Below are 20,201 nucleotides of genomic sequence, written 5' to 3'. Positions count from 1 at the left end.
GACCACTCCGCAGCGCCCGCGAGCGCTACCGGTCCACCTGCTTCGCGTACCAGCGGTCGGAGAACGGCTCGTCGTTGAAGGGTCCGACCCGCCGGTAGCCGAGCCGCTCGTACAGGGCACACGCCTCGGCGAGCTCCCCGCGGGTGTCGAGACGGACCACCTCGATGCCCAGTTCCGCGCACGCCCGCTCCACGGCCGAGACCAGCTGCCTGCCGACGCCCCGTCCCCGGGCCTCGCCGCGGGTGAACACCTTGGTCAGTTCTGCGACGTCCCCGAGGAAGCGCGCACCGGCACACCCGACCGGCTCGCCGTCGTCGTCGAGTGCGACCAGGAGCACACCGGTCGTGCCCGTCAGGTCGTCGGACGGCTCGTCGCGGAGGGCCTGGTCGACCTCGTCCTCGGTCGCGGGCCGTCCGTACCACCGGGAGGCGACCTCGGTGGTGTACCGGCGGAGGATGCTCTCGGCGACGGGCTCGTCGGGATGCACGGTCTCGATCGTCAGCACGGGGCGAGCGTAGTGCTGGGTACCCGGTCCGTGCGGGCGTACATCGCCGTTCCGGGCGTACTTGACCGTTCCGGGCGTACCTGGTCAACTCGTGCACAACTGGTCGATCCAGGCGTACCTCGGCTTCCGTTCCCGCCAGGAACGCCCGATTCCGCCTTCCACCGCAGCCGCTCTGGGAAAGAACGGGCAGCGATGGGCCAGCGCGGCAGACTGAGCCCATCCCGCCCCAGCCCACGCCGCGGGCCGCGCTCGGGCGGGCCGCACGCAGCAGTCCCGATCGCAGCCCCACCCGAGCGGAACGGGAAGTCAGGCTGCAGCCGCAGCCCGCAGGCCGCGCCGCCCGCGCAGCACCCCGGACGCCAACGCGATCCCGAGCAGCACCACCAGCCCACCCACGGGCTCGTTCCACCGCAGCGGCTCCCCGAGCACGAGGACCCCGAGTGCCACCCCGACCACCGGCGTCAGGTAGGTCACGGTCGAGGCACGCCCCGCGCCCCACGCGCCGACCAGGCGCGTGTTCCACGCGTAGGCCAGCCCCGTGCCCACCGCTCCGAGCGCCACCATCGCGGCCACGATCCTCCAGTCCAGGTCCACCGGCCCGGTCGCGATGACCGGCGCGACCAGCAGCATGAGCAGCGCCGCCAGGGTGAGCTGCACCGTCGCGACCGTCGTCGGGTCCTGCCCGCTGCCGACGCCGAAGCGCCGGAGCCACGCCAGTCCGATGCCGTAGGACGCGGTCATGCCGAGCAGTGCGACCTGGCCGGGGACGGTGGCGAGCACGGCGGGGTCGCCGACCAGGTCCCACGGACCGACGAGCACGAGGACACCCACGATCCCCAGCACGACGCCGCCGAGCTGGCGGCGGCTGAGCCGTTCCGACGGCACCAGCACCGCGAGCGCGAGGAGCGTCATGATCGGCGTCGTGGCGTTGTAGATGCTCGCCAGGCCCGACGGCACGGTCTGCTCGGCCCACGCCATCAGCGAGGACGGCACGGCGTTGAGGAACACCGCGACGACGAACAGGTGTCCCCAGACCCGCCGCTCGCGCGGCCACCGTCGACGGGTCGCGAGCAGCACCACGACGAGCGTGAGGGCTCCGAGGACCGTGCGGACGGTGGCCACCTGCTGCGGGGCGAGCCCCTCGAGCCCGATCTTCGCGAAGAAGAAGCTCGAACCCCAGGTGAGGGCGACCAGGACGTAGAGGAGGGCGTTCACGAGCGCTAGCATCGACCACCGCCGGCCCATGTGTCGAACGAATGACCCGCATGACCCCATGAAGGAGACGCATGACCCTCTCCGTCCCACAGCTCCGTGCGTTCGTCGCCACGGTGGACGCCGGCTCGTTCACCGGGGCCGCCGCAGCGCTCGGCGTCGGTCAGTCCGCGGTGTCGCACGCCGTCGCGGGGCTGGAGCGCGAGGTCGGCGGGGCCGTCGTCCGCCGCGGCGGCGCGGCGGTCGTCACCCCGCTCGGCGACCGCATGCTGGCGCACGCCCGCAGCGTGGTCGCCTCCGTCGACGCCCTGGAGGCCGTGGTGCGGCCCGCCACGGCGCGCGGCACGGTGCGCCTCGCCGCCGTCCCCACGGTCTGCCAGGGCCTGCTGCCGCGGCTCCGCGAGCTGTGGGCGGTGACGCTGCCCGACGTCGACGTGCAGGTCTACGAGGGCGACGACGACGAGATGGCCGAGTGGCTCGAGGCCGGGACCGTGGACGCGGCGGTGCTCGTCGACCCGTCCCCGGTCCCCGACGGCGGTGTCGTCGTGGCTCGCGACGAGATGGGCGCGGTCGTCCGGCGGGACCACCCGCTCGCGGGGACGGCGTCGATGAGCCTGGACGACCTGCACGAGGACGGCCTGGTCGCAGGCGGCGGTGGCTGCGAGCACCAGATCGAGCGGATGCACGAGCTCGCCGGGCAGCCGTTCCGGTGGGCGCACCGGGTCCGGGAGATGAGCACGATGTTCGGCATGATCCAGCGCGGCGAGGGGGTGTCCATCGTGCCGTCGCTCGGGCGCGTGATGCTGCCGGACGACCTCGTCATGCTGCCCGTCGAGCCGCGGTACGTGCGGACGCTGGTGCTCAGCGGACCGGCGTCGCGTCCGTGGCACCCGTTGGCGCAGGCACTGGTCGACGCGGTCTGACGGCCCACCCCCCCTCCGCTTCTCCGACCTTCGGACGATCCGCGCCGGCCCCGGTGTTCCTAGGCTCGAGGGCATGACGACGACCGTGATCCGCCCGCCCGTGCCCGTCGCGCGCCGCGTCTGGGCCGAGACGTGGCGGCTCGTGGTCGTCGTGCTCGTCGGGCTGTTCCTGTTCGCCACGGTCTGGTCGACGACGGAGGTCGACACGATCAGCGACAGCCGCCTCGGCGCCCATCTGCTCGTCGACCTCGCCGTCGGGGTCGTCGCCGTCGTCCTCGTACCGTTCCGTCACCGCGCACCGCTCCTCGTCGGCGTGCTCGTCGTCGCCGCCAGCACCGTCTCGACGCTCGCGGTCGGTGCGGCCGCGCTGGCCCTCGTGTCGCTCGTCACCCGTCGTCGGCCGCTGGAGATCGCGATCGGCAGCGCTGCGCTCGTCGCCGCGTCGACGGCCGGCGAGGACCTGTTCCCCGACCAGGAGCCGACCCCGCTCTGGCAGGTCGCGATCGCGGCCGTCGTGTGCACCGCGCTGCTCGTCGCGATCGGCATCGCCATCGGGCAGCGGCGGGCCCTGCTGGACGGGCTGCGCGAACGTGCCGCCCTGCTCGAGCGGGACCAGCAGCTCCGCGAGGACCGGGCCCGCGAGCAGGAGCGCGCGCACCTCGCCCGGGAGATGCACGACGTGCTCGGGCACCGGCTCTCCCTCGTCGCCCTGCACGCCGGGGCGCTCGAGTACCGCGGTCGCTCGCTCTCCCCCGAGGAGACCGTCGAGGCCGCCGGCGTGGTCCGTGCCGAGGCGCACTCCGCGCTGACCGAGCTCCGCGACGTGCTCGGCGTGCTGCGTGACCCGGCCGACGCGACGACGGGCACCGCACCCCCGCAGCCGACGCTGCGGGACCTGCCGGCCCTGCTCGACGAAGCGCGTCACTCGGGCGCCGACGTCACGGCGACGACGGACCCAGCGAGCGCCGACGCACCGGACGCCGTCGGCCGGCAGGCGTACCGGGTCGTGCAGGAGGGCCTGACCAACGCCCGGCGGCACGCGGCCGGGCAGCCGGTCACCGTCGCGGTGGACGTCGTGCGCGGGCCGGCGCTCCGGGTCCGGGTGACGAACCCGACGGCGCACCGTGCCGAGCAGGACACGGCGACGCCCGGCGCGGCTCCGGCGGGGCACGGCCTGCGCGGGCTGGCCGAGCGGGCGAGGCTCCTCGGCGGGTCCTTCTCCGCCGGTCGCGACGCATCCGGCACGCACGTCGTCGAGGCGGTGCTCCCGTGGACGGCGTGACCGCGGCCGTGCGCGTCGTCCTGGTCGACGACGACCACCTCGTCCGGGCCGGTCTCCGACTGCTCCTGAGCGGGGGCGACGGCATCGAGGTCGTGGGCGACGCCGGCGACGGGCTGGAGGCCGAGGACGTCATCGCCGCGGCGGCACCGGACGTCGTGCTGATGGACATCCGCATGCCCCGGTGCGACGGCCTGGTCGCGACCGAGCGGGAACTCCGGAAGCGTCCGGAGCTCGCCGTGCTGGTGCTGACCACGTTCCAGGACGACGAGCTGGTGCTCGGCGCCCTGCACCGGGGCGCCCGAGGGTTCCTGCTCAAGGACACACCACCGCAGGAGCTCGTCGAGGCGGTCCGGGCCGTGGCCGCCGGACGGTCGATCCTGTCGCCGTCCGTGCTCGACCGGGTGATCGCGGTCGCCGCCGGCAACGGCTCCGGGCCGGGCGCCGGTGCGACCCCGACCGACGGCGCACACGAACGGCGGCTCCTGGCGACCCTGACCGAACGGGAGACCGAGGTCGCGCTCGCCGTGGCCGCGGGCGCCTCGAACGCGCAGATCGCCGCCGACCTGTTCGTGACCCTGGCGACCGTGAAGACGCACGTCGGGCACGTGTACGAGAAGTTCGGCGTCGACAACCGGGTGCAGCTCGCCCTGGTCGTGCACGCCGCCGGCCGGGGAGCCTGAACGCCCGACGAGCGCCGTCGGCAGGATGGGCACGTGCCCGAGATCCACGTGAAGACGTTCCGCGACCCCGACGAGGCGACCGCCGAGGCCGCCGGACTGGCCTGGCTCGCCGAGGCCGAGGAGACCGGCGGCACCCGGATCGCCCGCGTCCTCGACCACCCGGAGCCGACCGTGCTCCACCTCGAGCGCATCCAGGACGGCAGCCCGACGAGGGCCCAGGCCGAGCGCTTCGGACGGTCGCTCGCACGGACCCACGCGGCCGGTGCCGCCCACTGGGGTGCGCCGTCGCCCGGGTTCCCGACGCGCGGGGGCCTGCGGATGGGCCGCTCGCGGACGCCGTTCACGAGCGCCGCCGACGCACCGGCGACCTGGGGCGCCTTCTTCGCCGAGTACCGCATCCGGGACTTCGTGCAGCGCATCGTCGACCGCGGTGGCTTCGACGCCGCCGAGGCCGCGGTGTTCGACCGCGTGGCCGACCGGCTCGAGGACGGCACCCTCGGCTCGCCGCAGCCCGCGCTCGTCGGTGACGCACCGGCGCGGATCCACGGCGACCTCTGGGCGGGGAACGTGCTGTGGCCGACGGACGCCTCGGAGCCGACCGGCGCCGTGCTCATCGACGCGACGCCGCACGGCGGGCACGCCGAGACCGACCTCGCGCTGCTGGCACTGTTCGGGCTCCCCCGGCTCGAGACGGTGCTCGCCGGGTACGACGCCGAGTCGCGGTTGGCGGACGGCTGGCAGGAGCGCGTCGAGCTCCACCAGCTCGCGCCGCTGCTGCTGCACGTGTTCCTGTTCGGCGGCTCGTACACCGAGCACGCACTGCGCGCCGCACGCCGCTACGCCTGAGGGCCCTCGTGCGGGTGAGCACTGCTCGTCGTTTCGTTGACTTTGCGTTTACAGCGCTGTAAAACAGAGCGAGCGCGACGGAGCGCGAGAGGGAGCAACGATGGTCACCAGCAGGACGACGGCACGTGCGGCGCTCAGCCGCCGCGGGTTCCTCACGGGCGCCGCGGGCGGGATCGGCCTCGGCGCGCTGGCGCTCACCGGCTGTTCGGCGCCGTCCTCGGGCACCGCGGCGGCGGGCGGGACGACGCTGCGCTTCTACGAGCAGAAGCAGGAGGTCATCGCCTACTTCGACGACCTCCTCCGGCGGTTCGAGCGGGAGCACCGTGGCCTGCGGGTCGTCCACGACAGCACGACCGCCATCGCGCCGCAGTTCGTCCGCGGCGAACCGGCGGACGTCGGCTGCTTCAACGACAACCTCGAGCTCGCCCGCTACATCGAGCGCGGCGTGCTCCGCGACCTCGGCGACCTGCCGTCGGCGGGCAGGGTCCGGAAGAGCATCGACGGCCTGACGAACCAGTACGCCACCTTCGAGGACCGCACCAGCGTCCTGCCCTTCTCGCTCGCCGCCGCCGGCGTCATCTACAACAAGCGGATCTTCGCCGAGCAGGACCTCCCGGTCCCGACGACCTGGAGCGAGTTCGTCGACGTCTGCACGGCACTCTCGAAGACGGACGTCACCCCCGTGTACGCGACCGACCGCGACACCTGGACGCTGTGGCAGGGCCTGTTCGACTACTCCGTGGGGAGCCTGGTCGACACCGGGACGTTCTTCCGCAAGATGAAGGCGCTCGGCACGGACGTCGGACCCGACGCCGAGGTCTCCTTCGAGCGCGACTTCGCCGTGCCGATGGAGCGGGCGAAGACGATCTCGACGTTCTTCAACCCGGACCACGCGACCCGCTCCTACGCCGACGGCAACCTGGCGTTCGGACGGGGCAAGGTCGCGATGTACCTGCAGGGGCCGTGGGCGCTCAGCCAGATCGCACTCGTCGACCCCGACCTGCCCGTCGGGACCTTCGCGCTCCCCGTGTCCGACGACCCCGACGACCGGCAGGCCCGCGTCAACATCGACCTCGGGCTCTGGATCCCCACGACCACGACACACCTCGACGAGGCCCGGGAGCTCGTCGAGTTCCTCATGCAGCCCGACGTCATCAACGCCTACAACCTCGACAACCTCGCGTTCGCGACGACCGAGGACGCGGCTCCCCAGACCGACGAGCGCGTGGCCGGCCTGCAGCAGTACGTCGACAGCGGCGACTTCTACCAGGGCGCCGGCACCTTCATCCCCACCTCCATCCCCCTCGGCAACTACCTGCAGACGGCGATCCGCAGCGGCGACTTCGAGTCGATGCTGCGGCGGCTCGACACCGACTGGCGACGCCTCGCCGGCCGCTCGGCGACGGTCTGACCGCCGCGACCCCGGCACCGCCGACCAGGACCCCAGGAGCGCTCATGACCGTCCAGACCCCGCTGACCCCCGGCACACCGGACACCGGTGGACCCCGCCCCGGACCCGCGACCGTCGCGTCCCGCGTGCACCGACGCGTCGGCTCGCTGCGCCGCACCGAGGGCGTCTACTACCTCTTCCTCGTGCCCGCCCTCGTGCTGTTCACGGCGTTCGTCGTCGCCCCCGCGTGCGTCGGCGTCTTCTACAGCTTCACCGACTACCTCGGCTTCGGGCAGTGGCACTTCCTCGGGCTCGAGAACTACCGGGCGCTCGTGTCCGACCCGGCGATCCTCGGCTCGTACGGCTTCACCCTCGGCTTCGCCGTGGTGACGGTGATCGTCACGCAGGTGATCGCCCTGGCACTGGCCATCGCGCTGACGAAGCGTGTGCGGTTCGCGAGCGGGCTCCGCGCCGTGTTCGTCATCCCGATGGTCGTCTCCGGCATCATCGTCGCCTACGTCTTCAACTTCCTGTTCTCGAACACCCTGCCGGCCCTGGCGACCGCGGTCGGCTTCGGCCCGCTGGAGCAGAGCATCCTCGGCGACCCGGACCTCGCCTGGCTCGCGATCGTCATCGTCTCGGCCTGGCAGACGATCCCGGGTGCCCTGCTCGTCTACACGGCGGGGCTGACCTCCATCCCGACGGACGTCTACGAGGCGAGCTCGCTCGACGGCGCCGGCGCGTGGAAGCAGCTCCGGTCGATCACGCTGCCCCTGATCGGCGGCTTCATCGTCATCAACACGGTGCTCGGCGTGAAGGGCTACCTCGGCGCCTACGACGTGATCGTCGGATTGACGAACGGCGGACCGGGCTCGGCGACGAGCAGCGTCGCGATGACCATCTTCACGGGCTTCACGAGCGGCGACTACGCCTACCAGATGGCCAACGCGACCGTCTTCTTCGTCATCACCGTCCTCATCTCGGTCCTGCAGCTCGCAGTGACCCGCGGAAGGAACCTCCGACTCGCATGAGCGCCATCGACACCCGGTCCCCCGCGACCGCCGCCGCACGCACCACGCCCGACCAGCCCCGCCGACGCCGGCTCGGTCGCGTCGACGTCCCGCTGACGATCGTCCTGGCGATCGCGTCCCTCACCGTCCTGGTCCCGCTCTACGTCACCGTCGCCATGGCGTTCAAGACGAGCGCCCAGGCCGTCGACGGCAACGCGCTGTCCCTGCCGTTCCCGTTCAACCCCGCCAGCTTCGCCGAGGCGTGGACGCTCACCCGCTTCCCGGTGTCGTTCTCGGTCTCGCTCGGCGTCGCCGCCCTCACCGTCGTCGCGACGCTGCTCCTCAGCTCGCTCGCCTCGTACGCGATCGTGCGGAACTGGCACCGCCGCTTCTTCCGCTGGTCCTTCGTCTACCTGCTCGCGGCGATGTTCCTGCCGTTCCCGGTGGTGGCCCTGCCGCAGATCAAGCTCACCGCGATGATCTCGCTCGACAGCCCGGTCGGCGTCGCGATCCTGCACGCCATGTTCCAACTGTCGTTCAGCGTGCTGCTCTACTCGGCGTTCCTGCGCTCGATCCCGGTCGAGCTCGAGGAGAGCGCACGCATCGACGGTGCCTCGACGTGGCAGATCTTCTGGCGCGTCATCCTGCCGTTGCTCGGCCCGATGAACGCAACCGTCGGCATCTTCGCGTTCCTCGCCTCGTGGAACGACTTCATGATGCCGTCGCTCATCACCGCGGACCCCGGGCTGCAGACGCTGCCCGTCGTGCAGAACATCTTCCAGAGCCAGTTCGGCACGAACTACAACGTGGCGTTCGCCTCGTACCTCATGGCGATGGCTCCGACGATCGTCGTCTACCTGTTCGCGCAGCGCTGGGTGATCAGCGGCGTGACGCAGGGTGCCGTCAAGAGCTGACCCGAGCCTCCCGTACCGACACCGGCCGGAACGGCCGAGACAGGACCGAACCGACGTGCACTCCCCCACCGACGGCCCCCTGCCCACCATCCGCCCCTTCCCGGGCTCCGACCCGGTCGCCGACGGCGACGCCGTCGTGCAGGGCGACCACTGGCGGATCACCGTGCTGTGCGACGGGCTCTTCCGCATCGAGTGGAGCGACGACGGCGGTTTCGAGGACCGCGCCTCGACCTTCGCGGTACGACGGCGCCTGCCGGTGCCCGAGTACACCGTCGTGCGGCGGGGCGACGGGGTCGAGGTGACCACGGACCGGGCCACCCTCCGGTACGACGGCCGGCCGTTCTCGGCGACCGGGCTGGTGGTCGAGACCTCGGGAGCGGACGCGAACCGGTGGCGCTGGGGCCAGGAGCCCCGCGACCTCGGCGGCACCGGCAGGACGCTCGACGACGTGGACGGGCGGATGCCGCTCGAGTCCGGCGTCCTGGCGCGCGACGGGATCGTCGCGCTCGACGACAGCGACTCGTTCCTGTTCGAGGACGACGGGTGGGTCGGTAGCCGCGTGCCGGGTCGCCGCGACGTGCAGGTGTTCGCGTACGGCCGCGACTACGACGAGGCCCTCCGCGCGTTCCACGCGGTGTCGGGACCACCGACGCGCCTGCCCCGGTGGGCGCTCGGGAACTGGTGGAGCCGCTACCACCCGTACTCGGACGAGTCGTACACGGCGCTGCTCGACCGGTTTGCCGAGGAACGCCTGCCCTTCTCGGTCGCGGTCGTCGACATGGACTGGCACCGCGTCGACTCCGTGCCGCCGCGCTTCGGCAACGGCTGGACCGGGTACTCGTGGGAGCCGTCGCTCTTCCCCGACCCGCCCGCGTTCCTGGCCGAGCTGCACCGACGCGGCATGCGGACCACGCTCAACCTGCACCCGGCCGACGGCGTGCGGGCCTTCGAGGACGCCTACCCGGCGATGGCGGCCGCGACCGGGATCGACCCCGACACCGAGCAGACGGTCGCGTTCGACCCCACCGACCCGGTCTTCCTCCGCGCGTACTTCGAGCACCTGCACCGGCCGCTCGAGGAGCAGGGCGTCGACTTCTGGTGGATCGACTGGCAGCAGGGCCGCACCTCCGGCATGCCCGGTGTCGACCCGCTCTGGGTGCTCAACCACTTCCACCTGCTCGACTCGGCGCGCGACGGCGGGGCCGGCATGACCTTCTCGCGGTACGCGGGTCCTGGCAGCCACCGGTACGCGGTCGGGTTCTCCGGGGACGCCGTCGTCTCGTGGGCCTCCCTCGCGTTCCAACCCGAGTTCACCGCGACCGCCGCGAACGTCGGGTACCCCTGGTGGAGCCACGACATCGGCGGCCACACCCGCGGAGTGCGCGACGACGAGCTCGCCACCCGCTGGGTGCAGTTCGGGGTCTTCTCGCCGATCATGCGGCTGCACTCCGCGAACAACCCGTTCATCCGCAAGGAGCCGTGGCTGTTCCCGGCCGAGCCCCGGGCCGCGATGGGCGAGGCCCTGCGCTTCCGCCACCGGCTCGTGCCGTACCTGCACACCATGAACCACCGAGCGGCCGCGAGCACCGCACTCGTCCGGCCGGTGTACCACCTCGAGCCGCACCGCGACGAGGCGTACCGGGTGCCGAACGAGTACGCCTTCGGGTCGGAGCTGCTCGTGGCCCCGATCGTCGAACCGCGCGACCCGGTGACGCTGCGGGGCCGGGCGCGGGCCTGGCTGCCGCCGGGCACGTGGACGGACGTCTTCACGGGCACGACGTACGCGGGCGACCGGTTCGTCGACCTGCACCGCGGGCTCGGCACGATCCCCGTGCTGCTGCGTGCGGGCGGGATCCTGCCGCTCGCGGCGCCGGACGAGTCGGACGCGACGGTGAACCCCGCCGCGCTCGAGGTGCTCGTCGCCCCGGGTGCCCCGGGCACGTTCACGCTCGTGGAGGACCGGGAGGAGCAGACCGGCACCAGCACCGGCACCGGGACCGGGACCGGCACCGGTACGGAGCCGGACGGCGGCGTGTGCCGGACCACGCTCACCTGGGACCACGACGCCGCCGTGTTCCGGATCGACCCGGCCGAGGGCGACCTCGGCAGCGTGCCGGCCCGGCGTCGGTGGCGCGTCACGTTCCTCGGGGCGCCCGCGGCCGGGCAGGAGGTCGACGCGGTGTCGGCCGACCGGTTCTCGGTCGACCTGGACGTCGCGACGGACGCCGGCGCGGTCCTGACCCTCGCGGGGGCGCCCGCGATCGGTGTGGACGCCCGCGACGCCGCACGGGAGCTCCTCGAGGGTGCCCAGGCGGGCAACGCGGAGAAGCTCACCGCGTGGGAGGTCGTCGACCGCGACGCACCCCGCGCCGACCGGATCGCCGAGCTCGAGACCGTCGGGCTGCCCGGGTCGCTGCGGAGCGCCCTGGTCGAGCTGCTCGGGAGCGTGCACCCCGGGGAGCGGTGACGGCGGCTGCTGCGCGGCTGCGGTCCGGCGGCGGCGGCACGTGCTGCGGTCCCGCGGCGGCGGCACGCCGTGCGACATCGCACGCGTCGATCGACACGTGCGATGTCGCACCATGCACGCGCACCGGGTGCGTGCGCACCGAGCGACATGCCGCGCGTCGATCGACACGCGGAACGTCGCAGACCGAGCCGGCAGCCGCCCCGGCCGGCACCCCGCCCCGATCGGCAGGCCCGACCACCGGTCGCGGCCCGCGGCCCCGTCGCCTACCCTGGTCCGGTGGCGGACGAGCAGGCGGACACCCCGGTCCTCGCGTTCTTCGACGTGGACAACACCCTCGTCCACGGTGCGAGCGCGTTCCACCTCGTGCGCGGACTCCGCGCCGCCCGCCTCATCACCCTGCGCGACATCGTCAGCGCCGGCTGGAAGCACGCCCGCTTCAAGGTCCGCGGCGAGAACGACCGGCACCTGGCCGCCGCGCAGACCCGTGGACTCGAGGTGATCACCGGCATCACGGTCGCCGACATGGCGGCGCTGTCCGACGACGTCTGGGCCCGCCACACCGAGCCGTCCGTGTGGCCCGAGACCGCTGCCCTCGCCCGCGAGCACCTCGCGAAGGGCCACCAGGTGTGGCTCGTCACGGCGACACCGACGTTCCTGGCCGAGGTGATCGCACGCAGCCTCGGGCTGACCGGCGCCCTGGGCAGCGTGTTCGAGGTGGAGGACGGCGCCTACACGGGCCGCCTCGACGGGGCGTTCCTGCACGGGGAGCACAAGGCGGTCGCCGCGCGTGCGCTCCTGGCCCGGACCGGCGCGGACCCCGCGCACTGCTGGGCGTACTCGGACTCCCGCCACGACATCCCCCTGCTGTCCCTCGTCGGGAACCCCGTGGTCGTCAACCCGGACCAGGGGCTCGCCGCGCACGCGCGGGCGGCGGGTTGGCCGACGGTGCGACTGCAGCGCGCGAGCATCCGGGAGGCCCGACGCCGGGTCCGACGGGAGGCCCCGGAGGCGTCGTCCCGGCACGGCGGCCCGACGACGGTCCGCGGGGATCAGTCGACCGAGCCGTCCGGGTAGGGCGCGCTCTCCCCCACCAGCAGCCGGTGGCCGACCGTCACCGCCCGTCCCTCGCCCGGGCGTCCCTCGATGCGCTCCTGCAGCCGGTCGAGCGCGGCCTCGGCGAGCGCGACCGTGTCCGGCGCGACCGAGGTCAGGCTCGGCACCAGGCTGGCGGCCAGCCCGATGGCGTCCCACCCGACCACCGCCACGTCGCGCGGCGCCTCGAGCCCCCGCAGGCGCATCGCCCGCAGGGCCCCGACGGCGGCGAGGTCGTCGCGGCAGAGCAGCCCGTCGATCCGGAGTCCGTCGTCGAGGGCACGGCCGAAGGCCTCCTCCGCCCCGCGGGCGTCACCGACCGCACGCGCGACCATGAGCGACGGGTCGACGGGCAGCCCGACCGCGGAGAGGCCGTCGCGGTACCCCTCCGTCCGGAAGGCCGAGGTGCGTGACTGTTCGCCCACCTCGTGGCCGAGGAACCCGATCCGGCGCCGCCCGAGGGCCGCGAGGTGCGCGACGGCCTCGGCCGCGGCCCGCACGTTGTCGATCGCGACGAGGTCCGCGCCGTCCGGCCGGACGTCCTCGCCGAGGAACACGACCGCGGTGTCGCCCCGTGCGTGGTCGATCTCGGTGGGCGTGAGCACCTGCGGGTGGATGACGACCCCGTCGACGACCCCCGCCTCGCGCCCCCGGACGGCGGACAGCTCGCCGCCCGGCGCCCCGGCGGTCTCCTCGAGCAGCAGCTGGTAGCCCCGCGCCGCGCACACCTCCGAGAAGACGTGCGCGAGCTCGGCGAAGTACGGCCGACGCAGGTCGGGGAACGCGAACGCGAGCATGTTCGTGCGGCCGGTGGCCAGGCTCCGCCCCGTCACGTTCGGTCGGTAGCCGAGCGCGTCGACCGACGTCTGCACCCGGGCCCGCATGGCGTCGCTGACGTGCCGGTAGCCACGGACGACGTTCGACACGGTCTTCATCGAGACGCCGGCGTGCTCCGCGACGTCCTGCAGCGTGACCCGGCCCACGCGCCCACCGTAGCGTTGACGATCTGTTTACAGCGCTGTAAATTGCCGGAGCATGAGCATCGTCGCCCCCGCGTCCTCCGCCGACGTCGCCGCCGTCCCCCTCGCCAGCCGGCAGGACGGCCGGTACCCCCGGCCGCAGGTGGTCCGCCGCGACTGGGTCGACCTCAGCGGGCCCTGGTCGTTCCGGCACGACGACGAGGACGCCGGGGCTGATGCCGGGTGGGCCGCCGGGGTGCCGTCGCCGCGCACCATCACCGTGCCCTTCCCGCCCGAGTCGGCGGCGTCCGGCATCGGGGACCCCGGGTTCCACCCGGTCGTCTGGTACAGCCGGACGATCGGCCACGACGACCTCGTGCGGGCCGGCCACGGCGCCGACCGACCCCGCGTCCTGCTGCACTTCGGCGCGGTCGACCACCGTGCCAGGGTCTGGATCGACGGCCGGTTCGTCGGCGAGCACGAGGGCGGGCACACTCCCTTCACGTTCGACGTCACGGCCCTGCTCGCCGAGACCCCCGACGGGGCCGGCCACGTGCTGGTCGTCCGCGCCGAGGACGACCCCGACGACGTCACGCAGCCCCGCGGCAAGCAGGACTGGCACGAGGAGGCACACGCGATCTGGTACCGCCGGACGACGGGCATCTGGCAGCCGGTCTGGCTGGAGGCCGTGCCCACCACCGCGATCGACGCACTCCGGTGGACCCCGGCCTCCCCCGCGTCGACGGCGCTGTCGGTCCGCTTCCGCGGCCGGGTGCCCGCCGGTGCCCGGCTCCGGGTCGCCCTCCGTTTCGACGAGCGCGACGAGGACCTCGGCACGACCGAGTGGGACGCCACCGCCAGCCGTCCGACCCTCGAGGTCATCGTGCCGGTCGCACGGCAGCGCAACGGCCAGGCCGAGGACGAGCTGACGTGGTCGCCGGAGACCCCGCGGCTCGTCGACGCGGTCCTCACCCTGGTGGACGGGTCCGGCGCCGTGCTCGACGTCGTCGCCAGCTACCTCGGCATGCGCAGCGTCGGCGTCGGCGGTGGCCGGTTCCTGCTCAACCGGCAGCCGTACCCGGTGCGCAGCGTGCTCGACCAGGCCTTCTGGCCGGAGTCGCACCTGGCCGCACCGCACCCGCTCGCACACCGGCAGGAGGTCGAGCTCATCAAGGCCCTCGGCTTCAACGCCGCGCGCATGCACCAGAAGATCGAGGACCCGCGGTTCCTCTACTGGGCCGACCGCCTCGGCCTCATGGTCTGGGGCGAGGCCCCCGCGGCGTACGAGTTCTCCCCCACGGCCGTGCGTCGACTCACCGCGGAGTGGACCGCCGCCGTCGAGCGGGACGCCTCGCACCCGTCGATCGTCACCTGGGTCCCGTTCAACGAGTCGTGGGGCATCCAGCACGTCGTCTCGGACCCCGCCCAGCAGGCCTACGCGCGGGCGCTCGTCGACCTCACCCGGGCCCTCGACCCGTCCCGGCCGGTGATCGGGAACGACGGCTGGGAGCAGCAGGACACCGACGTCGTGACGATCCACGACTACGAGGGCGACGGCGCCGTGCTCGCGGACACCTACCGCGACGACGCGGCACGCACCCGCGCGCTCGAGGGCCTCGCCCCGTCCGGACACCCCCAGTTCGTCGGTGGTGCCGTCGACCGCGGCCAGCCGGTGATGCTCACCGAGTTCGGCGGCGTCCGGTACCAGGCCGCCGGCCGGCGCACCGAGGGCTGGGGCTACACGGCGGCGGTCGACGGGGACGACTGGGTCGCGCGGATCACGGCGCTCTACGACGGGGTGCGGGCGAGCACGTTCCTGGCAGGGTCGTGCTGGACGCAGCTGACGGACACGATGCAGGAGACGAACGGCCTGCTCCACGCGGACCGGACCCCGAAGGTCCCGATCGAGCAGATCCGCCGGGCGGTGACCGGCCGCTGACGTCTTAGGAAGCTCCGAGGCGGTCCATCGGAACGGTCGACCGGGGACGGCGATGCTCAGCGTCATGACCACGTACCCGATCCCCGTGACCGACCGTCGCGACCGAGCGCACACGGGAGCGCCAACGCGTCGCCGAGCCCTTCCCCGGCTCTTCCTCGGTGAGCGGACCGACGCCCGTTGGCTCCGCCCGGCGTTCTGGCTGCTCCTCGTCGTCACCGCCGTCGTGTACCTCTGGGACCTCAGCGTCTCCGGGTACGCCAACACCTTCTACGCCGCCGCCGTGCAGGCCGGCACGAAGTCGTGGGAGGCGTTCTTCTTCGGCTCGCTCGACTCGTCGAACTTCATCACCGTCGACAAGCCCCCGGCGTCGCTCTGGGTGATGGTGCTGTCGGCTCGGCTGTTCGGGTTCTCGTCGTCCAGCCTGCTGCTCCCCCAGGCGCTGATGGCCGTCGCCTCGGTCGCGCTCGTGTGGGGCACCGTCCGACGGACGCTCGCCCGCCTCGGAGCCACGACCGCGAACGTCGGTGCGCTGCTCGCCGGCTTCATCGTCGCGGCGACCCCGGCGGCGGCGCTCATGTTCCGGTTCGACAACCCGGACGCGCTGCTCGTCCTGCTCATGACCGCGGGCGCGTACTGCACGGTCCGGGCACTGCCGAAGGGCAGCTGGCGGTGGATCGCCCTCGCCGGTGTCGCCCTCGGCTTCGCGTTCCTGACGAAGATGCTCCAGGGCCTGCTCGTCCTGCCGGCCTTCGGCCTCGTGTACCTCTTCGCCGCCCGCACGACCTGGGGCAGGCGCGCGATCGGCCTCGGCATCGCCGCAGTGTCGCTCGTCGTGGCAGCCGGGTGGTGGGTCCTCGCCGTGGCGCTCTGGCCCGCGGAGTCACGCCCGTACATCGGTGGTTCGACCGACAACACGGTCCTCGACCTGGTGTTCGGCTACAACGGCCTCGGCCGGATCTTCGGCGGCTCGGGCAACGGCGGCGGTGGCGGCGGCACGGGCGGCGGCACCGCGGGCTCGTCCTTCGGCGGCTCCACCGGGCTGAACAGGCTGTTCTCGTCCGAGATGGGCCTCGAGATCTCGTGGCTCCTGCCCGCGGCACTCGTCGCGCTCGTGCTCGGCCTGGTGGTCGTCGGCCGGCGGCACCTCGCCGACCCCGCCCGCGCCGGCCTGGTGCTCTGGGGCGGCTGGCTGCTCGTCACCGGACTGGTCTTCTCGTACATGTCCGGCACGATCCACCCGTACTACACCGTGGCGCTCGCCCCGGCGATCGCCGGCCTGGTCGGCACCGGTGGCGCCCTCCTCTGGCACGCCCGCGAGCGCATGACGGGGCGCCTCGGCCTCGCGGCCATGATCGGCGCGACGGCCTTCTGGAGCTGGTGCCTGCTGAACGAGAACGCGTCGTGGCTGCCGTGGCTGCGCTGGGTGGTGCTCGTCGGTGGTCTGCTGTCCGCCGCGGCGATCGTCGTCGGCAGTGTCCCCACTCTCCGGAAGCTCGTCACCATCGGTGTCCTCGCCGGCACGCTGTTCGGGCTGACCGGCACGACGGCCTACGCCCTCGCCACGACGACCGTCGCGCACTCCGGGTCGATCCCGAGCGTCGGTCCGGCGGGCAGCGGCTCCGGCGGGACGGGCGGGTTCCCTGGTGGCGGCGGCCAGCCGGGAGGCACGACCGGCCCCGGCGGGTCGGCCGGCGGCTCCGGAGACGGCGGGTTCCCGGGCGGCGGCCCGCAGGGCACGCAGGGCACGCAGCAGGACAGCACCGAGCAGGACGGCACCGAACAGGGTCAGGGCAGCGGCGGCCAGCCGCCGACCGGCACCGCACCGGAGGGCGCGACCGGCGAGGTGCCCGCGGTGCCCGACGGCGCGACCTCCTCGGACGGGTCGGGGACGAGCCTCCCGACCGGCGGCACGGGCGGCGCGACCACCTCCTCCGCGCTGACGAAGCTGCTCGCCGCCTCGGACGCGAAGTGGTCCGCCGCGGTGAACGGCTCGCAGTCCGCCGCGCAGCTCGAGCTCGACACCGACACCGCCGTGATGGCCATCGGCGGCTGGTCGAGCGACCCCGCGCCGACGCTCGCCGAGTTCCAGGCCTGGGTCGCGGCCGGCGACGTCGGCTACTACGTCTCCTCCGGTTCCGGCGGCGGCATGCGCGGAGGGTCCTCCACCGCGAGTGCCATCCAGGAGTGGGTCGCCGCGAACTACGAGTCGACGACCGTCGGCGGCCAGACCGTCTACGACCTGGGCGCGTCGGAGTGACCGGCGACGAGGACACGGCGGCAGCTAGGCTCCGGGGCATGTCGGACCGACCGCTCCTGCGCGCCGACGGCACGCCCGCCCGTGTCCTCGTCGTCGACGACGAGCACGCGCTCGCCGAGGCCGTCGCCCTCGCGTTCGCGGGCGACGGGTGGGCCGTGCGGGCCGTGCACCGCGGGCGGGACGTGCTGTTCGCGGCGCGCGAGTTCCAGCCCGACGTGGTCGTGCTCGACGTGATGCTGCCGGACATCGACGGCTTCGAGGTGCTCGACCGGCTCCGTGATGCCCGCGACGACGTCCGGGTCCTGTTCCTCACCGCGCGGGACGCTCCCGAGGACCGGCTCGCCGGGCTCACGGGCGGCGGGGACGACTACCTGACGAAGCCGTTCGGCATCGAGGAGCTGCTCGTCCGGGCGCGGATCCTCGCTCGGACCACCGCGCGGGTGGCGCTGCACGGCGGCTCGGTCGGACTCGTCGTCGGTGACCTGACCGTCGACGAGGACGCCCGCACGGCCACCCGCGGCGGCGAACCGCTCGACCTGACCCCGACCGAGTACGAACTCCTCCGACACCTCGCCCGCAACCAGAACCGCGTGCTCTCCCGCGACCAGCTGCTGGCCAACGTCTGGGGCATGGACTTCGGCGCCGCCTCGAACCTCGTCGACATGTACGTGTCCTACCTGCGGAAGAAGCTCGACGTCGGACGCGAGCCGATGCTGCAGACCGTCCGCGGGGCCGGGTACGTGCTGCGGCCGGTGCCGTGAGCGGTCCCGGAGCGGCGAGCCGTGCCTCTCCCCACCGGCACGGCCGGCCCGCCGCTGACGCGTCGGGCCGGAACCGGCGGCGTGGGCCCAGGCCGGGTCGTGTCCCATCCCTGCGGTGGCGGGTCGTCGCCGCGGTCGCGCTGCTGCTCGTCGCGACGAACGTCGTCGTCGGCGCGGTGACCGTGGTCGCGTACCGCGGGTACCTGGTCGGCCGCCTCGACGCGGAGCTCGCGACCGCCGCCGGACGGACGCCGGGGGGCGACGATCCGGGAGGGGTGCCCTCGGGGCCACCGCCCGGCTCCTCCGGATCCCAGGACCCGGAGAACCGCTTCATCGGGGCGCCCGGGCAGGCAGCCGACACCGTCGTGGCGATCCTGCGCGACGGGGACGCCGTCCTCGCCGGGTACACCGACAGCGCCGGCGAACAGCACCGGCTGACCGCGTCGCAGCGTGCCGTGCTCGCCGACGTGACCCCCGACGCGGACCCCGCGACGATCACGCTCGGCGCGCTCGGGACCTACCGTGCGCAGGCCGTCACCCGCGGCGGGGACGTGTTCGTGACGGCGCTGCCGCTCGGTGACCTGCAGGCCTCGATCGTCCGGCTCGTCGTGCTCGTCGGCGGCGTCACCCTGCTCGGGCTCGTGCTCGCGACGTGGGTGCTCGCGCTCACGGTCCGTCGGTCGCTCCGGCCGCTCGAACGGGTCGCGGCCGTGGCGTCCGACGTCACCGCGCTCGACCTCGAACGCGGGGACCCCGACATCCCGGTCCGCGTCGCACCCGCGGACCTGCGGGCGAACCGCGAGGTCGGCCAGGTCGGCACCGCCCTGAACCGGCTGCTCGGACACGTCACCCGTGCCCTCACCGTCCGTCGTGACGCCGAACGGGGCATGCGCACCTTCGTCGCCGACGCGTCGCACGAGCTCCGGACGCCGATCGCCACGGTCCGCGCCTACGCCGACCTCTCCCGGTCGTCGGACGACGTCGACGACCTGCACCGGAACGCGGAGCGCATCGGCACCGCGGCGGTCCGGATGGGCGACCTCGTCGAGGAGCTCCTCCTGCTCGCCCGGCTCGACGCCACCGCGCTCGCCTCGGGTCCGGCACCGGTCCGCGAGGACGTCGACCTGACGGCGCTCGTCGTCGAGGCGACCGTCGACGCCCGGACGACCGCTCCCGACCACCGCTGGGTCCTGCAGATCGCGGACGACCACCCGCTCGAGGTGTCCGGTGACACGGTGCAGGTGCGCCGGGTCGTGACGAACCTGCTCGCCAACGCCCGGACGCACACCCCGGCGGGGACGACGGTCGTCGTCTCGCTGCAGGAGGTGCCGGGCGACGACGGAGCGCTCGTGCGCCTCGTCGTGGCGAACGACGGACCGCCGATCGAGGCGGACGTCCTGCCCACGCTCTTCGACCGGTTCACCCGGGGGACCGCCTCGCGCTCGCGGGAGCACGGGACGAGCGGTCTCGGGCTGGCGATCGTCCGCGCGGTCGCCGCGGCCCACGGCGGGACGGTCCGGGTGGCGTCGGAGCCCGGGCGCACGGCGTTCACGGTGGACCTGCCGGCGGCCCCCGGACGGGCTGACGGGTACGCTGCGGTCACCGACGGACGGGGGACGCGATGACGCAGCGAGACGGGGCACCGGGGGCCGGAGCCCAGCGGTACGGACACCTGCCGGAACGGGCGCGGCCCGAGGACCTGGTGGTCGAGGTCCCCGCGTTCGAGGACGACCGCCCCCAGCCCGAGCCCGAACCGCCGGCGGCCGCACCCGAACTCGTGGCGGCGACGCGGTTCGCGCAGGCGTCGCACGCGGTCCCGACCATCCGGCGGACGCAGCTCCGTGCCGGTCTGTGGATCGCGGGGGTGCCGATCGCCGCCCTCGCCGTCATCGCCGTCGTCCAGGTCCTGCTCGGCGACTGACCGCTCGTCGGCGTCGGCGTCGGCATCGGCCTCGGCGTCGAAC

At 73.7% G+C, this 20,201-nt stretch carries 17 protein-coding genes; 14 read left to right on the top strand and 3 right to left on the bottom strand.

Annotated elements, in window-relative coordinates:
• Positions 1-25: 25 nt before the first annotated feature.
• Together AB0N84_RS11705 and AB0N84_RS11700 are read right to left on the bottom strand one after the other, a co-directional pair.
• Complete coding sequence (locus tag AB0N84_RS11705) at positions 26-505, bottom strand: GNAT family N-acetyltransferase (protein ID WP_363546392.1); 480 nt, start codon at positions 503-505, stop codon at positions 26-28.
• Positions 506-811: 306 nt separating this feature from the next.
• The gene (locus AB0N84_RS11700; protein ID WP_289459516.1) at positions 812-1,720 is read right to left on the bottom strand and encodes a DMT family transporter; all 909 of its coding nucleotides are present in this window, start codon (positions 1,718-1,720) and stop codon (positions 812-814) included.
• 71 nt (positions 1,721-1,791) lie between these two features.
• On the opposite strand from AB0N84_RS11700, the gene AB0N84_RS11695 reads away from it, so the two are divergent.
• From AB0N84_RS11695 to AB0N84_RS11655, 9 genes are all read left to right on the top strand, one after another.
• Positions 1,792-2,640 (top strand): LysR family transcriptional regulator, encoded by an 849-nt coding sequence (locus tag AB0N84_RS11695; RefSeq protein ID WP_363546388.1) that lies wholly within the window; start codon positions 1,792-1,794, stop codon positions 2,638-2,640.
• Positions 2,641-2,713: 73 nt separating this feature from the next.
• Positions 2,714-3,922 (top strand): histidine kinase, encoded by a 1,209-nt coding sequence (locus AB0N84_RS11690; protein WP_363546385.1) that lies wholly within the window; start codon positions 2,714-2,716, stop codon positions 3,920-3,922.
• On the top strand, positions 3,910-4,602 hold the full coding sequence (locus AB0N84_RS11685; protein ID WP_363546382.1) for a response regulator transcription factor: 693 nt from the start codon (positions 3,910-3,912) through the stop codon (positions 4,600-4,602). Before AB0N84_RS11690 ends, AB0N84_RS11685 begins: the two co-directional genes overlap by 13 nt.
• 33 nt (positions 4,603-4,635) lie before the next feature.
• Positions 4,636-5,448, top strand: coding sequence for a fructosamine kinase family protein (locus AB0N84_RS11680; RefSeq protein WP_289459509.1), 813 nt, complete (start codon positions 4,636-4,638; stop codon positions 5,446-5,448).
• Between the two features lie 100 nt (positions 5,449-5,548).
• Positions 5,549-6,859, top strand: coding sequence for an extracellular solute-binding protein (locus tag AB0N84_RS11675; RefSeq protein WP_363546378.1), 1,311 nt, complete (start codon positions 5,549-5,551; stop codon positions 6,857-6,859).
• Positions 6,860-6,903: 44 nt separating this feature from the next.
• A complete protein-coding gene (locus AB0N84_RS11670) occupies positions 6,904-7,869 on the top strand; it encodes a sugar ABC transporter permease (protein ID WP_363546375.1) in 966 nt (321 codons plus the stop codon).
• Positions 7,866-8,762 (top strand): carbohydrate ABC transporter permease, encoded by an 897-nt coding sequence (locus AB0N84_RS11665; RefSeq protein WP_289459504.1) that lies wholly within the window; start codon positions 7,866-7,868, stop codon positions 8,760-8,762. The genes AB0N84_RS11670 and AB0N84_RS11665 overlap by 4 nt, the downstream gene beginning before the upstream one ends.
• A 55-nt stretch (positions 8,763-8,817) precedes the next feature.
• On the top strand, positions 8,818-11,229 hold the full coding sequence (locus AB0N84_RS11660) for a glycoside hydrolase family 31 protein (RefSeq protein WP_289459502.1): 2,412 nt from the start codon (positions 8,818-8,820) through the stop codon (positions 11,227-11,229).
• A gap of 276 nt (positions 11,230-11,505) precedes the next feature.
• Positions 11,506-12,303 (top strand): HAD-IB family hydrolase, encoded by a 798-nt coding sequence (locus AB0N84_RS11655; RefSeq protein WP_289459501.1) that lies wholly within the window; start codon positions 11,506-11,508, stop codon positions 12,301-12,303.
• Here AB0N84_RS11655 and AB0N84_RS11650 read toward each other — a convergent pair.
• A complete protein-coding gene (locus AB0N84_RS11650; RefSeq protein WP_289459498.1) occupies positions 12,279-13,304 on the bottom strand; it encodes a LacI family DNA-binding transcriptional regulator in 1,026 nt (341 codons plus the stop codon). The two genes, AB0N84_RS11655 and AB0N84_RS11650, sit on opposite strands and share 25 nt — an antisense overlap.
• A 52-nt stretch (positions 13,305-13,356) precedes the next feature.
• Between AB0N84_RS11650 and AB0N84_RS11645 the strand changes: the two genes are divergently transcribed.
• The 5 genes from AB0N84_RS11645 to AB0N84_RS11625 all read left to right on the top strand — a co-directional run bounded on the left by AB0N84_RS11645 (position 13,357) and on the right by AB0N84_RS11625 (position 20,158).
• Positions 13,357-15,219 (top strand): sugar-binding domain-containing protein, encoded by a 1,863-nt coding sequence (locus tag AB0N84_RS11645; protein WP_289459497.1) that lies wholly within the window; start codon positions 13,357-13,359, stop codon positions 15,217-15,219.
• A 64-nt stretch (positions 15,220-15,283) separates the two neighbouring features.
• Positions 15,284-17,476 carry a glycosyltransferase family 39 protein gene (locus AB0N84_RS11640; protein WP_289459495.1) on the top strand — a complete coding sequence of 731 codons (2,193 nt, stop codon included), beginning with the start codon at positions 15,284-15,286 and terminating at the stop codon, positions 17,474-17,476.
• A 38-nt stretch (positions 17,477-17,514) separates the two neighbouring features.
• A complete protein-coding gene (locus AB0N84_RS11635; protein ID WP_289459493.1) occupies positions 17,515-18,237 on the top strand; it encodes a response regulator transcription factor in 723 nt (240 codons plus the stop codon).
• A gap of 176 nt (positions 18,238-18,413) precedes the next feature.
• Positions 18,414-19,862, top strand: coding sequence for a HAMP domain-containing sensor histidine kinase (locus AB0N84_RS11630; protein ID WP_363546368.1), 1,449 nt, complete (start codon positions 18,414-18,416; stop codon positions 19,860-19,862).
• Positions 19,859-20,158: a hypothetical protein gene (locus AB0N84_RS11625; RefSeq protein ID WP_182047301.1), complete on the top strand. Its 300-nt coding sequence runs from the start codon at positions 19,859-19,861 to the stop codon at positions 20,156-20,158. The genes AB0N84_RS11630 and AB0N84_RS11625 overlap by 4 nt, the downstream gene beginning before the upstream one ends.
• Positions 20,159-20,201 lie beyond the last annotated feature (43 nt).

This window comes from Curtobacterium sp. NPDC089185 (genome assembly GCF_040685235.1).
GTDB lineage: Bacteria > Actinomycetota > Actinomycetes > Actinomycetales > Microbacteriaceae > Curtobacterium > Curtobacterium citri.
This window is presented reverse-complemented; position numbering and strand designations above follow the sequence as displayed.

Coding starts and splice junctions, on each gene's coding strand:
- AB0N84_RS11695 (WP_363546388.1), top strand. CDS start 1,792: ATGACCCTCTCCGTCCCACAGCTCCGTGCGTTCGTCGCCACGGTGGAC.
- AB0N84_RS11690 (WP_363546385.1), top strand. CDS start 2,714: ATGACGACGACCGTGATCCGCCCGCCCGTGCCCGTCGCGCGCCGCGTC.
- AB0N84_RS11675 (WP_363546378.1), top strand. CDS start 5,549: ATGGTCACCAGCAGGACGACGGCACGTGCGGCGCTCAGCCGCCGCGGG.
- AB0N84_RS11670 (WP_363546375.1), top strand. CDS start 6,904: ATGACCGTCCAGACCCCGCTGACCCCCGGCACACCGGACACCGGTGGA.
- AB0N84_RS11665 (WP_289459504.1), top strand. CDS start 7,866: ATGAGCGCCATCGACACCCGGTCCCCCGCGACCGCCGCCGCACGCACC.
- AB0N84_RS11645 (WP_289459497.1), top strand. CDS start 13,357: ATGAGCATCGTCGCCCCCGCGTCCTCCGCCGACGTCGCCGCCGTCCCC.
- AB0N84_RS11640 (WP_289459495.1), top strand. CDS start 15,284: ATGACCACGTACCCGATCCCCGTGACCGACCGTCGCGACCGAGCGCAC.
- AB0N84_RS11635 (WP_289459493.1), top strand. CDS start 17,515: ATGTCGGACCGACCGCTCCTGCGCGCCGACGGCACGCCCGCCCGTGTC.
- AB0N84_RS11625 (WP_182047301.1), top strand. CDS start 19,859: ATGACGCAGCGAGACGGGGCACCGGGGGCCGGAGCCCAGCGGTACGGA.